This is a genomic window from Mesorhizobium sp. M1066 (assembly GCF_040318635.1).
GTDB lineage: Bacteria > Pseudomonadota > Alphaproteobacteria > Rhizobiales > Rhizobiaceae > Mesorhizobium.
In genome coordinates, this window is the sequence record NZ_JAMYMR010000013.1 from 81,730 (window position 1) to 95,616 (window position 13,887).

Annotated in this window: 16 protein-coding genes; 6 read left to right on the forward strand and 10 right to left on the reverse strand. The window is 64.9% G+C overall.

Annotation, left to right across the window (positions count from 1 at the left end; genetic code table 11):
- Nucleotides 1–97: 97 nt before the first annotated feature.
- From NKH52_RS18365 to NKH52_RS18375, 3 genes are all read right to left on the reverse strand, one after another.
- Entirely contained in the window at nt 98–1,150 is a 1,053-nt protein-coding gene (locus NKH52_RS18365) for a glycosyltransferase family 9 protein (protein ID WP_352967545.1), read from the reverse strand.
- Between the two features lie 280 nt (nt 1,151–1,430).
- A complete protein-coding gene (locus NKH52_RS18370) occupies nt 1,431–1,886 on the reverse strand; it encodes a cyclic nucleotide-binding domain-containing protein (RefSeq protein WP_023811239.1) in 456 nt (151 codons plus the stop codon).
- A gap of 120 nt (nt 1,887–2,006) precedes the next feature.
- The gene (locus NKH52_RS18375) at nt 2,007–2,690 is read right to left on the reverse strand and encodes a response regulator transcription factor (RefSeq protein WP_013528898.1); all 684 of its coding nucleotides are present in this window, start codon (nt 2,688–2,690) and stop codon (nt 2,007–2,009) included.
- A gap of 144 nt (nt 2,691–2,834) precedes the next feature.
- On the opposite strand from NKH52_RS18375, the gene NKH52_RS18380 reads away from it, so the two are divergent.
- Nucleotides 2,835–3,371, forward strand: coding sequence for a L,D-transpeptidase family protein (locus NKH52_RS18380; protein WP_196815328.1), 537 nt, complete (start codon nt 2,835–2,837; stop codon nt 3,369–3,371).
- Nucleotides 3,372–3,451: 80 nt separating this feature from the next.
- Here NKH52_RS18380 and NKH52_RS18385 read toward each other — a convergent pair whose 3' ends face one another.
- Nucleotides 3,452–3,718, reverse strand: a complete 267-nt coding sequence (locus NKH52_RS18385; protein ID WP_352555145.1) for a hypothetical protein — start codon at nt 3,716–3,718, stop codon at nt 3,452–3,454.
- A gap of 131 nt (nt 3,719–3,849) precedes the next feature.
- Between NKH52_RS18385 and gcvA the strand changes: the two genes are divergently transcribed.
- Nucleotides 3,850–4,785, forward strand: a complete 936-nt coding sequence (gcvA, locus tag NKH52_RS18390; RefSeq protein ID WP_352735049.1) for a transcriptional regulator GcvA — start codon at nt 3,850–3,852, stop codon at nt 4,783–4,785.
- A gap of 97 nt (nt 4,786–4,882) precedes the next feature.
- Here the strand turns inward: gcvA and NKH52_RS18395 are convergent, their stop codons facing one another.
- From NKH52_RS18395 to tsaD, 6 genes are read right to left on the reverse strand one after another with little or no spacing between them, the layout of a single operon-like run.
- Nucleotides 4,883–5,299 (reverse strand): DUF1761 domain-containing protein, encoded by a 417-nt coding sequence (locus tag NKH52_RS18395; RefSeq protein WP_352735051.1) that lies wholly within the window; start codon nt 5,297–5,299, stop codon nt 4,883–4,885.
- Nucleotides 5,300–5,350: 51 nt separating this feature from the next.
- On the reverse strand, nt 5,351–6,049 hold the full coding sequence (locus tag NKH52_RS18400; protein WP_352735053.1) for a class I SAM-dependent methyltransferase: 699 nt from the start codon (nt 6,047–6,049) through the stop codon (nt 5,351–5,353).
- Nucleotides 6,004–6,429 (reverse strand): EVE domain-containing protein, encoded by a 426-nt coding sequence (locus tag NKH52_RS18405; RefSeq protein WP_023811233.1) that lies wholly within the window; start codon nt 6,427–6,429, stop codon nt 6,004–6,006. The genes NKH52_RS18400 and NKH52_RS18405 overlap by 46 nt, the downstream gene beginning before the upstream one ends.
- A 36-nt stretch (nt 6,430–6,465) precedes the next feature.
- On the reverse strand, nt 6,466–6,762 hold the full coding sequence (locus tag NKH52_RS18410) for a YciI-like protein (RefSeq protein WP_127808728.1): 297 nt from the start codon (nt 6,760–6,762) through the stop codon (nt 6,466–6,468).
- Nucleotides 6,763–6,799: 37 nt separating this feature from the next.
- A complete protein-coding gene (locus NKH52_RS18415) occupies nt 6,800–7,819 on the reverse strand; it encodes an NAD(P)H-dependent glycerol-3-phosphate dehydrogenase (RefSeq protein ID WP_352735056.1) in 1,020 nt (339 codons plus the stop codon).
- The gene (gene tsaD / locus NKH52_RS18420) at nt 7,816–8,901 is read right to left on the reverse strand and encodes a tRNA (adenosine(37)-N6)-threonylcarbamoyltransferase complex transferase subunit TsaD (RefSeq protein WP_352735137.1); all 1,086 of its coding nucleotides are present in this window, start codon (nt 8,899–8,901) and stop codon (nt 7,816–7,818) included. Before tsaD ends, NKH52_RS18415 begins: the two co-directional genes overlap by 4 nt.
- 101 nt (nt 8,902–9,002) lie before the next feature.
- Here tsaD and hemC point away from each other — a divergent pair, with 101 nt between their 5' ends.
- The 4 genes from hemC (at nt 9,003) to NKH52_RS18440 (ending at nt 13,866) form a co-directional block, all read left to right on the forward strand.
- Nucleotides 9,003–9,929 (forward strand): hydroxymethylbilane synthase, encoded by a 927-nt coding sequence (gene hemC, locus NKH52_RS18425; protein ID WP_352735058.1) that lies wholly within the window; start codon nt 9,003–9,005, stop codon nt 9,927–9,929.
- 1 nt (nt 9,930) lies between these two features.
- Nucleotides 9,931–10,647: a uroporphyrinogen-III synthase gene (locus NKH52_RS18430; RefSeq protein WP_352735060.1), complete on the forward strand. Its 717-nt coding sequence runs from the start codon at nt 9,931–9,933 to the stop codon at nt 10,645–10,647.
- A gap of 110 nt (nt 10,648–10,757) precedes the next feature.
- Nucleotides 10,758–12,254, forward strand: a complete 1,497-nt coding sequence (locus NKH52_RS18435; protein WP_352735062.1) for a COG4223 family protein — start codon at nt 10,758–10,760, stop codon at nt 12,252–12,254.
- Nucleotides 12,255–12,264: 10 nt separating this feature from the next.
- Complete coding sequence (locus NKH52_RS18440) at nt 12,265–13,866, forward strand: heme biosynthesis protein HemY (protein WP_352735064.1); 1,602 nt, start codon at nt 12,265–12,267, stop codon at nt 13,864–13,866.
- Nucleotides 13,867–13,887 lie beyond the last annotated feature (21 nt).

Below are 13,887 nucleotides of genomic sequence, written 5' to 3' on the forward strand. Positions count from 1 at the left end.
CCCATTGTACCATGGCGTCGATGTTCAGGTGAGGCTGGCCTGCAAATGGCCGACCTGAATCTCAACGCGCTTCGAAGCGCGCCAAATGAATTCAAGTTCAAACGGCGCGCTTCAAGTCTTCATGCATGTCGTTATCGCGAAATTGCTGGACTGACAGGCCTGCGAGATCCGGCAGATGGGGATGGTCGCGGCGGCGCGTCGCCAGCATCCGTTGCGCCGCTTCGATGATTGTCGACGCAGGCACATTGGCGACCAGGCCGGTCGGGCTTGCAAGACGGGATTCGATCACGTCCACGCAGTTCGAAAGCGGCCTCCAACGGGCCATGTTGGCGCCGCCACTGAGGATAACCATCGGCGTCATCACGGTTGCCATGAGATGTGCGGTACCGCCTTCGGCGCCGATGTAAAGATCGGCAAACTCGCCGAGCGCCAGCAAGATGTCACCGATATCGACACCCTCGATCGCGGCGGAATCGACAAGCCGCAGCTTCGGTACGCGCTGAGCCAGTTCAGCCATATCGGGACCATCGCCGGGAGTTTTCACATAGAGAAGGTCCGCCCCGCCGGTGATCAGGCTGTTGGCGATCGCGGCAACCTGATCCGCCGACATGCGCTTGCTGGCGCTGCCGTGCGCCGCGATAATGATCAACGGAGCATGCTTGCCGTCCGCAAGGCTCCTGGCCGCCGCTCGTGCGGCCGGGCCAGGCTCCAGCCGATGATCGAAAGGCAGCCGCTTGCCGGCAAGGCGTTCGATGAGGCGGTGGTAGCGCCAGGCATTGTGCCCGGGTCGTGCTTCAGGCCTTTGGCCCAAGCGCCAGGAAAGGGCGAAAGCCGGAAAGTTTGCCTCATAGGCGATGCCGCGGCCGAGCAGTGATGCCGAGGCTTGAAGCAGCCAACGCGCCGAGATGCGGAAATCGACCACGGCCAATCGCCCCTTGCCGTTGCGGTGACCGGCGATCAGGCGCGCCAGGGGCGTCCGCACATTGATCGCATCGACCAAATGGCCGGCATGGCGATTGAGGCTATGTTCAAGGGACGACGACCGGGTGGTTCCGTAGACGATGAAACTATCGGGGAATGCCGTTCTGGCGGCGCGCAAAGCCGGAATCCGGATTAATCCGTCGCCGAACGCGTCATTGCGGGAATACAAGATAATCGTCTCGTACCGCCCTGGCATGGCTCGCTCCCCCAGGAGCCTGGTGGTGATGGCGCCTGCTGTGCCGGCCGCCTTCGAGGTGCTTTAGGATTTCACCTCATGCCTGTCAACGGACCCTTGCCCCTGGATCCGGGCGTCCGGATGAACGAACCTTGGCGATTCCCGCTCCGGCCGCAGTGCGCCACGATCAGTTCATCGCGGCCAATGTCGTTGAAAAGCGCTGCCGCGCTTCCGCCTTTGGCCGCGACACAACAGCTTCGCAGGCGGGCAGCCTTCAGCCAGAGAAGCGCGGCGCCAGTTCCTCGATGCGGCGGATCATCGCCTGAAATTCCTCCGAGATGCGCTGGTGGAGCTTGACCGCGATCTCGGGATATTCCTCCAGGATGCGGCGGAACATCTTGCGGCTGAGCCGCATCACTTCCGAATCGATCTCGGCCGAGGCGCTGGTCAACCGGTTGGTGTCGGCGATCAACGCCAGTTCGCTCAGGATTGTGCCGGGGCCTGCCGTGCCAATTGGGATGCGTTCACCACCTTGCTCCCGGTACAGCACGATGCGCCCACTGACGACGATATAGGCGGAATCGGCCTCGTCGTCCTCCCGATAAAGCTTGTGGTTGGCAATCAGCCTGGTGTTCTCGGCGCCAAAGGCGAGCAGGCGCAATTGTTCCTGCGTGAAGCCCTCGAAGAGCCTCACGGCGGACAGGACGCGGATGTCGTCATCCAGCGCCATCTAGCTATGTCCCCGAACCGACAGTCCGACTCCTCCTCTGCGAGTTCGATCCAAACCACCCTCCAACTGGATCGTACCCGAAAGCGGCCCCGCCCGACCGCTCGTTGGATAATGAAATGTTTAAGGAACCAGCTTGTAGCCGCCGCTTTCTGTCACAAGAATTTCCGCATTGGAAGGATCGCGCTCGATCTTCTGGCGGAGCCGGTAGACATGGGTTTCCAGCGTGTGCGTGGTGACGCCGGAATTGTAGCCCCATACTTCCTCGAGCAGCACGTCGCGCGTCACCACCTTCTGGTCGGCGCGATAAAGATATTTGATGATCGAGGCTTCCTTCTCCGTCAGCCGCACCTTGCCGCCGCGCGGGTCGAGCAGCAGTTTCTGGCTGGGCTTGAAAGTATAGGGCCCGACCGAGAAGGTGGCGTCCTCGCTCTGCTCATGCTGGCGCAGCTGCGCCCGAATGCGCGCCAGCAGCACGGCGAAGCGGAACGGCTTCGTCACATAGTCGTTGGCGCCGGCCTCGAGACCAAGAATCGTATCCGAATCGGTGTCGTGACCGGTCAGCATGATGATGGGCGCCTTGTAACCGCCCTTGCGCAGGATCTTCACCGCTTCGCGGCCATCCATGTCGGGCAGCCCAACGTCCATGATGAGCAGATCGATGAGGCCGCCGCGCGCTGCGGCGACACCTTTTGCCGCAGTCGATTCCTGAAGCACGTCGAATTCCTCGTAAAGGGATAATTGCTCGACCAGTGTGCCGCGCAGGTCATCGTCATCGTCGACGATCAGTATGGTGCGTGAAGTCATGGATCAATCCGTTGTTTTGAAAAGAAAATTCAGTTGACCGCTGCCTGTTTATGCGGAAGCTGACCGGCGCAACAGCCGTTCACAGTGATTTGTTCCGTGGCACGATCATACAAGAAAAAACACGATCGCAATGCAGCCGGCGCAATTTTGCGAAAAGGGCTGCGTGTGCTGACCGTGCGGGCGAGGCCCGGGCATCCAAGCCAGGGCCTGCTGCAGGCCGGGAAAACGGTGTTTGCCTGTGCGTTGGGGCGCGGTGGCATCTCGGCCGGCAAGCGCGAAGGCGATGGCGCCACGCCGCTGGCCGCGATGCGGATACTGTCGGGGTATTTCCGGGGAGATCAGTTCTCCAGCGGCCGCAGGACCCGTCTGGCGATGACGCCGATCGGGCCCGATCTGGGCTGGTGCGAAGTGCCCGACGATCGCAACTACAACAGGCCCGTCAAGATACCCTATGGCGCCAGCCACGAACGCATGCGGCGCGACGACCGGCTCTACGACGCCTGTCTTGTGCTCGACTGGAACCTGTCGCCGCGCCGGCGCGGGCGCGGCAGCGCCATCTTCTTCCATCTGGCGCGCCCCGGCTTCACGCCGACGCAAGGCTGTGTGGCTGTCACGGCTCGTACGATGGCGCGACTGCTGCCGCTGCTGTCGGATCGGACGGTGGTGAGGGTGGTGAGATAGTAGGGGAGTAGGGGAGTAGGGGAGTAGGGACAAGCTCGGCGCAGCCTTAGTTTTTCCTACTCCCCTATTCCCCTATTCCCTTATTCCCTTATTCCCCTACGACCAGGTTTCTGCCAGCCGATGTCTAGCAGGCCCAGCCGGCCAAGTTCTCTGTCCATTGCGCGAGCGACGTCACGGCGCTCGCCGCCGATATCGCGCAGTTGGCGATCGGAGAGATCCTCGACGTCCTGGTAGGCAATGTCGCGGCGGGCGAGGCGTATCGCGACCCGGGCGTGGCGCAGCCAGTCGAGGGTTTCGGCCAGCCAGGCCGGGCGGAGTGTCGATGAATTCAAAACGATGATGGACATGGTTATGATCCGTTGTCTCCGGATATCAAATCCGGCTTGATGATGTGTCGATGATGGGATCATGCCATATTGAAATCCCTGCGAGAAACGAGTAGTTTTCTCTGGATCATCAAGTTTTATTTGAGGATAGGATGGCTCGTCTTCTGCCCGGGACTCGTGCCTTGAGGACGCTGGAAGCAGCGGCCCGGCACCTCAATTTCACCCGCGCCGCCGACGAGCTCGGCCTGACACCGGCCGCCGTCAGCCATCAGATCAAGGAAATCGAGGATCAACTCGGGCTGGTGCTGTTCACGCGCACCAGCCGCACCATCCGGCTCACCGAGGCGGGGACGGTGCTGTTCGACGCCTCGGCCGACGCGCTCGACCTGCTTGGCCGGGCCGTTTCGCGGGCGCAAAAGCTGGCGCGCGGCACCGCCCTTTTGAAGGTAACGCTCGACGCGCAGTTCGCGTCAAAATGGCTGATGCGACGCGTCGACGATTTTCGCAAGCATCACCCAGATATCGAATTGCGATTCGACATTGCCTATGAAGTGCGGGATTTCGAACTCGATGACATCGATGTCGGCATCCGTTTTGGCGCCGGCAAATATCCGGGTCTTCGCACCCACCGGCTGTTCGACAACATCCTCATTCCGGTGTGCAGCCCGAGCCTCTTGACGTCCGGTCCGCCGCTGCGTGAGCCGCGCGACCTCTTCAATCACACGCTTGCGCATATCGAATGGTCGCGGCAAGGCGTGACATGGCCGAACTGGCGGATGTGGATGGCGGCGGCCGGCATCACTGATTTCGACGACAGCCGGACCGTCGTGTTCGGAAACTCCACGGATGCCGTCCAGGCAGCGCTCGACGGCAATGCCGTGGCGCTCGCCGATTTCGCCATGGTGGCGAACGACCTTTCCCAGGGCAGGCTGGTGCAGCCTTTCGAACTCGGCCTGCGGGTGGCGCCCGAGTTCGCCTATTTCCTGGTCTATCCCGAAAATACCGGCGACGATCCGCGCATCGTCGCCTTTCGCGAATGGATGCTCGAGGAAGTCGCCAAGACGCGGACCACGGACAAAGGGCAGTAGGGCAGTAGGGCAGTAGGGCAGTAGGGCAGTAGGGATAGCAGTCGGTGCCGTTTGCCCCCTATTCCCCTACTGCCTTACTGCCCTACTCCGTTCTTGATCAGGTTGCCGCCGGGCCGAACCAGCCGATCACGGCGCCGATGATCAGCAGCACGCCGAGCCAGTGGCCGCCGTCGATGAGGGTCAGGTCCCAGCCGAAATTCTCGTAGCGATGGTTGACCGACAGCGTCGTGGCGATGAACCCAAGCCAGAGCACGAAGCCGAAGACAAGTCCGGCGAGCAATGTCGGCTCGCCGCCGGTCATCGCGCCGACGACCAGGGCCAATATGGTGGCCATGACCAGTTCGGCGATGAAGCTGATGACGAAGGGCAGCGGCGATTTCTTCATCGTCGCCGGATCGAGCTTGGCGGCTTTCAGCCACGGCTTGCTCAGGCCCATGTACCAGGCGGCGCCGAACAGCCATGCCAGAATTGCGGCGGCGATCACCGCCAGCCAGTTCACTGCTGAAAAATCCATGATTTCCCCCTCCAGATGCGAACTTGATGGAACGCCTGTTCGGCGTTGGCGTCAAGCAAACCGCCAGACAGTAGTATGCTTGACGAGCGCATCCTCCAGTGCCCGCGTGACGGCCACCTCATAGACCGCAAGCGGCTCCAGCCCTGCCTTCGGCAGATACGACCGTCCGGGATCGCCGATGAGGATCTCGGCGCCGCGCGCCTTCAGCGTTGCGAACCATGGCATCAGCCGGTCCGCGAAAGATTTGTCGTAGAAAACATCACCGGCCAGGACCACGTCCCAACCTGCATCGGTGCCGATGCAATCCGTGCCGAGGAATTCGGTCCCGACACCGTTGATCTCGCTGTTGAGCCGGATCGCGGTGGCACAGAACGGATCGATGTCGGTTGCGATCACCTTGGCGGCACCTGCCTTGGCGGCAGCGATGGCGACAAGGCCGGAGCCGGAAGCGAAGTCGAGCACGCGCTTGCCCCGCACCGTGCCGGGATTGTCCAGGATATAGCGGGCAAGGCCCTGGCCGCCGGCCCAGGCAAAGGCCCAGAAAGGCGGTGGCAGGCCGATCTCGACCAGCTCATCCTCGGTCCGCTGCCACAAATCATGCGCTTCGTCGGCAAGATGAAGCAGGATCTCCGGCACGTGCGGCGGCGCCATCAGCGCCGTGTTGTCGAGAATGAATTGCCTCGCGCTGTTGGGCGTCAGCGCCGTCACGGAGCCGGCGTCAAGCCGCCCATGCGGCAGACTTCCTTCCATTCGGCCGGCGTCACCGGCTGCACGGAAAGCCGGCCGAGCCGCACCAGCGCCATGTCGGCAAGCTTCGGATTGGCCTTGACCTGTTCCAGCGTCGGCGGGTTTGGCACATCCCTTACGGCGCGGATGTCGACGCATTCCCAGCGCGGATCGTCCGAGGTGGTGTCGGGATGGGCAAGCGCGCAGACTTCAGCGATGCCGACGACGTTCAGCCCTTCGTTGGAATGGTAGAAGAAGCCGAGATCGCCGATCTGCATGGCCTTCATGTTGTTGCGCGCGGCGTAGTTGCGCACGCCGTCCCATTGCGTACCGGCCTTGCCCTTGGCCTTCAGCATCTCGAAGGAGAACTTGAATGGCTCGGATTTGAACAGCCAGTAGTTCATGTCTTTCTCCTCCTAGGAGTCGCGCGGCGACCGGGATTAACTAGCCGCCGGCTTGTTGAACGTCCAGTTCCACGGGCGGATTTCGACGCTTTCGAACAGCCCGGCCTTGGCGTAGGGGTCGGCGGCCGAAAGAGCCTGCGCCCCTGCCAGGTCGGACGCTTCGACGACCACGAGGCTGCCATTGGGCTTGCCTTCGGTGTCAAGAAACGGACCGGCGAATGCCAGCTTCTTGTCGCCGTTCAACCCTTCGAGAAAGGCAATATGCTCGGGCCGCGTGTCGAGGCGCACCTGCAGGCTTCCGGGCTTGTCCTTGCAAATCACAGCAAACAGCATGGTTCTCTCTCCTGATCTCGGGTTCAAGGTTGGGGGATCAATCGTTGGTTTCGGTCTTCAGCGGCCGGGTCATCAAGGCCGTCACAGCCTGCCGGACGGTGATGGCACCGTTCAGTATGGCGGCGACGGCGGCAATGATCGGCGCGTCGATGTTGCGCTCGGTGGCGATGCGGGCAGCGATCGCCGCCGTCGGCACGCCTTCGGCCAGCGGCAATCCGGCAAGCGGCTTGCCTTGGCCGAGCGCCAGGCCATAGGCGAAATTGCGCGACTGGGTGGACGAGCAGGTCAGCAGCAGGTCGCCAAGGCCGGAAAGCCCCATCAGCGTTTCGGGCCTGGCGCCGAAGGCAGCGCCGATGCGGCGCAATTCGACAAAGCCGCGCGTCACCATGGCGGCCTGGGCGCTGGCTCCGAGACCCGCGCCAGTGACAGCACCCGCGGCAATGGCGAAGACGTTCTTCAAGGCGCCGCCGATCTCGACGCCGATCAGGTCGTCGTTCGAATAGCAGCGCAGGTTTTCGGCGGAAAAGCGGGCGGCGAGATCGGCGGCCAATGCCTCGTCGCGGGCGGCGACCACAACGGCCGTCGGCAGGCCGCGGGCGACGTCGGTGGCGAAGCTCGGGCCCGACAGAGCGGCAACCGGATTGAGCGGCAGGATTTCTTCGACGATCGCCGACAGCAAGGCGCCGGTCTCGCTTTCGATGCCCTTGGCACACAGAACCAGCGGGATACCGGCCGGCATATGGTCCTTCGCTGCCGCCAGCGTAGTCCGCAGCGACTGGGCCGGCGTCACCGCCAGCACGCAGTCGGCACCGTCGAGCGCGGCCTGGATGTTGCTCGTCGCCACGATGCCGGGCTGGAGCGCAATGCCCGGCAGATAGCGTGGATTTTCGCCACGGTCGATCGCGGCGACGGTCTCCGGGTCGCGCGCGTAAAGGCGGACGAAATGGCCGGCGCGCAGCATGGCCAAGGCCAAGGCAGTGCCCCAGGCCCCGCCGCCGAGCACGGCAACGCGCCAGCCGGTTGGCGCGGTGTCGTTGCCGCTTGCCAGCTCGTTCATGCCTTGGCTCCGCGCCGGCCGGAGCCGACCATCGGCGCCGAGATGCTATCCAGCGGCCAGCGCGAGCGCGGCACGAAATCGAAGCCGTTCTCCTGCGCCATGCCTTCGCGCAGCCGCTCGATGCCGGCCCAGGCGATCATCGCCGCATTGTCGGTGCAAAGCTTCAGCGGCGGTGCGATGAAGGTGAAGCCGGTCTCGGCACAGAGCCGCTCCAGCATGATCTTGATCGTGCGGTTGGCGGCGACGCCTCCGGCCACGACCAGTGCCGGGCTTTTGGCGCCGGGAAATGTCTGCCGAAAGCGCGCCAGCGCGCGAGAAACGCGGTCGGCCAGAGCATCGGCGACCGCTGCCTGGAAGGAAGCGCAGATGTCGGCGACGTCCTTGTCGCTCAGCGGCGCAATGGCGCTCGCCGCCTGGCGCACGGCGGTCTTGAGGCCGGAGAAGGAGAAGTCGGGCTGGGCCGAGCCCTTCATCGGACGCGGAAAGGCAAAGCGCGAGGTATTGCCGGCCTGTGCCGCCTTTTCGACATTCGGCCCGCCGGGATAGGGCAGGCCGAGCATCTTGGCCGTCTTGTCGAAGGCTTCGCCGAGCGCGTCGTCGATGGTCGTTGCCCAACGCTGGTAGTCGCCGACGCCCCGCACGGCGACGATTTGCGTATGGCCGCCGGAGACCAGCAGCAAGAGATAGGGAAAGTCGAGCCCGTCGGTCAGCCTTGCGGTCAGCGCATGGCCTTCGAGGTGGTTGATGGCGATCAGCGGCTTGTTCGCCGCCGCGGCGATTGCCTTGGCGGTCATCAGCCCGACGATCAGCCCGCCGACCAGGCCGGGGCCGGCGGTGGCGGCAATCGCGTCGATATCGGCGAGCCCTGTGCCCGAATCGGCAAGCGCCGCCTCGATGATGCCGTCCAGCGCCTCGACATGGGCACGTGCGGCGATTTCCGGCACGACGCCGCCGAACGCGGCATGTTCCTCGATCTGGCTGAGCACGATGTTGGACAGGATTTTTGGCGCGGCGTCGCCGTCGATGGCCACCACGCTGGCGGCGGTCTCGTCACAACTCGTCTCTATGCCCAGCACGCGGATCAATTCGTCGCTGTCCCTAAAGATTGTATCATGGGGCTTTCCCCGTTAGGAGAACCCCGGAAAAGCCTCGCTTGCCGGGGGGTTATCACGGACTGCGCGCCATGCAAACAATCTTGAGAATCGGAACACGCGGCAGCCCGCTGGCGCTGGCGCAGGCGCATGAAGCACAGGCGCGGCTGATGGCCGCGCATGGCATGCCGGCGGAGGCATTCGAGGTGGTGGTCATCTCGACCAGCGGCGACCGCATCCAGGACCGGCCACTGTCGGAAGCCGGCGGCAAGGGCCTGTTCACCAAGGAGATCGAGGAGGCGCTGCTGGCGGGCCGGATCGATATCGCCGTGCATTCGTCGAAGGACATGCCGACGCAACTGCCCGACGGTCTGGAACTCTCGGCCTTCTTGCCGCGCGAGGACGCACGCGACGCCTTTGTCGGCAAGGCGGCGAAGACGATCGCCGAACTGCCGCGCGGGGCGAAAGTCGGGTCGTCGTCGCTGCGGCGGCAAGCGCTGATCCGCCGGATGCGGCCGGATCTCGACGTGGTGATGTTCCGCGGCAATGTGCAAACGCGGCTGCGCAAGCTCGAAGAAGGCGTGGCCGCGGGCACGATCCTGGCCTATGCCGGGCTGAAGCGGCTTGGGCTCGAGCATGTCGTCACCGACCTGATACCGCTCGATGTCTTCCCGCCGGCGCCGGGGCAAGGCGCGATCGGCATCGAAACCCGTATCGGCGACCGCGATGTCGAAAAGATGCTGGCAGTCGTCCATGATGTGCCGACCGGCCAGGCGCTGGCCTGCGAGCGTGCCTTCCTGGCGGCGCTGGATGGCTCCTGCCGCACGCCGATCGCCGGCTATGCGGCGATCGAGGCCGGAAAACTGTCTTTTGCCGGGCTGATCATCTCGCCCGACGGCATGCAGTCGCACACGGTCGAGCTGCAGGGACCGGCGCAAGACGCCGCCAGCATCGGCGGTGAAGCAGCCCGGAGCGTGCGTGCCAAGGCCGGCGAAAAGTTCTTCGACGGCTGGCTCTGAAATGCTTCGCGTCCTGGTGACCAGGCCGGAACCGGGTGCTTCGCGCACTGCGCATCGGCTTGAGGAGACGGGCTTTCAGCCGGTTCTTTTGCCCCTGACCGAAACAAAGGCGTTGCCCGCCGCCGCCGGACCGATCCCGGACGATGCCGTCGCGGTGGCCGTCACCAGCGCCAATGCCGTGCGCCATGCGCCGGAAGAAATCATCGCGACGCTCGCCGCCTTGCCTTGCCATGCGGTCGGCAAAAGGACGGCGCAAGCGGCGCGTCGAGCGGGTTTTTTGTCGGTCAGTGAAGGCCCGGGCGATGCGGAGGCGCTGGCCGACAGGCTCGCCGCCGATTTTTCTGGAAAGACGATCGTCTATCTCTGCGGGCGCGTGCGTTTTCCGGCGTTCGAACAGAGGCTCGGGACGGCGGGCGTTCGGGTCCACGCCGTCGAGACCTATGACACTCTGACGGTGGGCTATCCGGACGAAGTCATCCTCGAACGCCTGTCAGGGCAACCTGCCGACGCGGTATTGCTCTATTCAGCCAAGGCGGCGGCGGCGATGCAGACCTTGGCAAGGCGGCCCGCTCTGCGCGGTCTCTTCGAAAAAATATGGGTTTTTGCGCTTTCCACTCGCATCGCCGCAGCCTTCGACGATGTCGCCAGCGAAAGGATCCGCATCGCCGCACAGCCTGACGAGGACGCACTGCTGGCGCTTTTGCAGGCGCCGCGCTGAGCCGCGTCATCACACCGCCCCTTTTCACCGCTTGGTGATGTGCTAGACCCTTTCTGAACCATCATGCGCCGCCAGGCGTTGAGACGAAGCGAATTGTGCGGAGCCCAGGCATGGTCAAGACGCCGAAGATGCGACACTCGAAAAGCCGCCGCGAGCCGGTGACCATCGATCTCGAGCCGGGCGCCGTCTCACGCATCGCCGACGAGGACGCCGCCGGGCAGGAGGCCCGGACAGACGAGGCGAAGGCTGAGGAAGCCGCGAACGCTTCGCAGCCCGCGGTTCCCGAAGAGCCGGTACACGCCGACCAGACCGATCTCGAGCCCTGGGAGCATACCGACGCCCGGGCCGAACCGGAGCAGCCGCCGGCAGCGGCGACAAAGCCCACTAGCGAGGCCGAGATCCCTTATCCCGGATCGTCCGACGGTCCCGGATCGTCCGATGCGCCGGCCGGCAAGACCAAAGCCTATGACTACAGTTTCGAGGACGCATCGGCGAAGCGCACGCAGACCGACGGCAACAAGGCAAAATCCGAGACACGGGACGAGAAAATGGCGCCACCCCCTGAAAAGCGCGGCGGCCTCAACGGCGTCGCCGCCGGCATCATCGGCGGCGTCATCGCGCTGGTCGGCGCCGGCGGGCTGCAATTTGCCGGCCTGCTTGGCGCGCCGGGTTCCGGTGCCGGCGTCTCGCTCGATAGTGTCAACGGTGACATCGCCTCGCTGAAGACCGAAATCGCCGGTTTGAAGGACGCCGGCGGCAACGGCGATGGAGCGGCGAAGATGGTCGGCCTGTCCTCGGGCCTGGAACAGGTCAAGGCCGATGTGGCGGCGCTGAAATCGGCTGTCGAGAAAGGTGGAGCAGGCGACGCAGCCGGGGTCGCCGCACTGGGCGACAAGGTCGCGCAGATCGAGACGGCGGTCGCCGCCCTCGGCAAGGCCGGCAGCTCGGCGCCGGTCGATCTCGGTCCGCTCAACGAGAAACTGGCAGGCCTCGACGCGCTGGTGAAGTCGGCCGGCGAGGCGGCGACGGCGCAGGAGGGCCGGCTGACGGCGCTGGAGCAGTCTGTGTCGCAGCTGTCCGGCAAGGTCGAAGCTGCGGCGGGACAGCCGAAGATCGCGCTTGCCATCGCGGCGTCGGCCTTGAAGGCGGCGCTTGAGCGTGGCGGGCCGTTTTCGGCCGAACTCGAAACCCTCGCCGCGATTTCGCCCGATGCGCCGCAGCTTGCGGCACTGCGCCCCTATGCCGAAAAGGGCGTTCCGACCCGCGCCGAGATCGCATCGCAGGCTGATGCCGCCGCCAATGCCATGGTCACAGCCGCCACGCCCGTCGATGAGAATGCCGGCTTTGTTCAGAGCCTTCTGTCGAGCGCCGAATCGCTGGTCAAGGTCAGGCCGATCGGTGCCGTCGAAGGCGCCGGCGCACCGGAAACCGTCGCGCGCATGGAGGCGGCGGTCAACCAGGGCGACTACGCCAAGGCACTCAGCGAGTATGAAACGCTGCCCGAGGCCGCCAAGGCCGCTGGCGCGGACTTTGCCGGCAAGCTGAAGGCACGCATCGAGGTCGAAACCCAGGTCGATGCGCTGATCTCGGGCGCGATGAAGGCATGAGGGCAACACAATGATCCGCCTGCTCGCCTTCCTCATCGTCGTTTTCGCGCTCGGGCTGGGCTTTGCCTGGCTGGCCGACCGGCCGGGCGACATGGTCGTCACTTTCAACGGCTATCAATACCAGGTCAGCCTGATGGTGGCGGCGGTGGCCGTCGTTGCCGTGGTCGCCGCGGTGATGATCCTGTGGTGGCTGCTCAAGTCGCTGTGGAACAGCCCCTACACCATCTCACGCTATTTCCGCGTCCGCCGCCGCGACCGTGGCTACCAGGCGCTGTCGACCGGCATGATCGCCGCCGGCGCCGGCGATGGCGCGCTGGCCCGCAAGAAGACCAAGGAAGCCGCCAAGCTGATCCGTTCCGACCAGGAGCCGCTGATCCACCTGCTGGAAGCGCAGGCGTCGCTGCTCGAAGGCGATCATGAAGGCGCGCGGCAGAAGTTCGAAAGCATGCTCGACGATCCCGAGATGCGGCTGCTGGGTTTGCGCGGGCTTTATCTGGAAGCCGAACGGCTCGGCGACCGCAACGCCGCCAGGCATTATGCCGGCCGCGCCGCGGTGATGGCGCCGCAGCTGGCCTGGGCGGCGGAATCGACGCTGGAAGAGCTGACCGCGCGCGGCGACTGGGACGGCGCCCTGAAACTGGTCGACGCGCAGAAATCGACACGGCAGATCGAACGCGATGCCGCCAACCGCCGCCGCGCCGTACTGCTGACCGCCAAGGCGCAGGCGCTTGCCGAGAGCGATCCCGCCGCTGCCAGGACGGCGGCGATCGAGGCCAACAAGCTTAGGCCCGATTTCGCGCCCGCCGCCGTTGCCGCCGCGGCCGCATTGTTCAAGCAGAACGATGTGCGCAAGGGCTCGAAGATACTCGAGGCGGCCTGGAAGGCCGAGCCGCATCCGGAGGTCGCCGAGCTCTATACCCATGCAAGGCCGGGCGACGCCGTGCTCGACCGCCTCAACCGGGCGAAGAAGCTGCAGGAAATGAAGAAGAACCACGCCGAATCGTCGATGACGGTGGCGCGCGCCGCGCTCGACGCACAGGATTTCTCGACCGCCCGCCGCGAGGCCGAGGCGGCGATCCGGATGGACCGCCGCGAGGGCGCCTATCTGCTGCTCGCCGACATCGAGGAGGCCGAGACCGGGGATCAGGGCAAAGTGCGGCAGCTGCTGTCCAGGGCGGTGCGGGCGCCGCGCGATCCGGCCTGGGTCGCAGACGGCGTGGTATCGGAACGCTGGGCGCCAGTGTCGCCGATCACCGGCCGGCTCGACGCCTTCGAGTGGCGTGCGCCGATGGAGCGTCTCGGCCAGTTGATCGACAGCCATGATGACATGCCAGCCGGTGCGGCGCCGGTCATCGAAGCATTGGCAAAGCCGACGAGCGAAAAAAGGCCGATCGAGGTGATCGATGATGCCGGCCCTGACATGTCGTCGAGCAAGGATGCCGAGCGCCACGAGGATCATGTCAGGCCGATCACCGCGGCGGCCTTCGCAGCGGTGCCGAGCGATGCCGAGGGCGTCGAGCCGGCCGAGGAGCTTGCGCGGTTGCCGGACGATCCCGGCGTCGATCCGGACGAGGAAGCGGAAAAATCGCCGCGCCGGTTTCGGTTGTTTTGAGTTGGGCCGGCCATCGAGCCG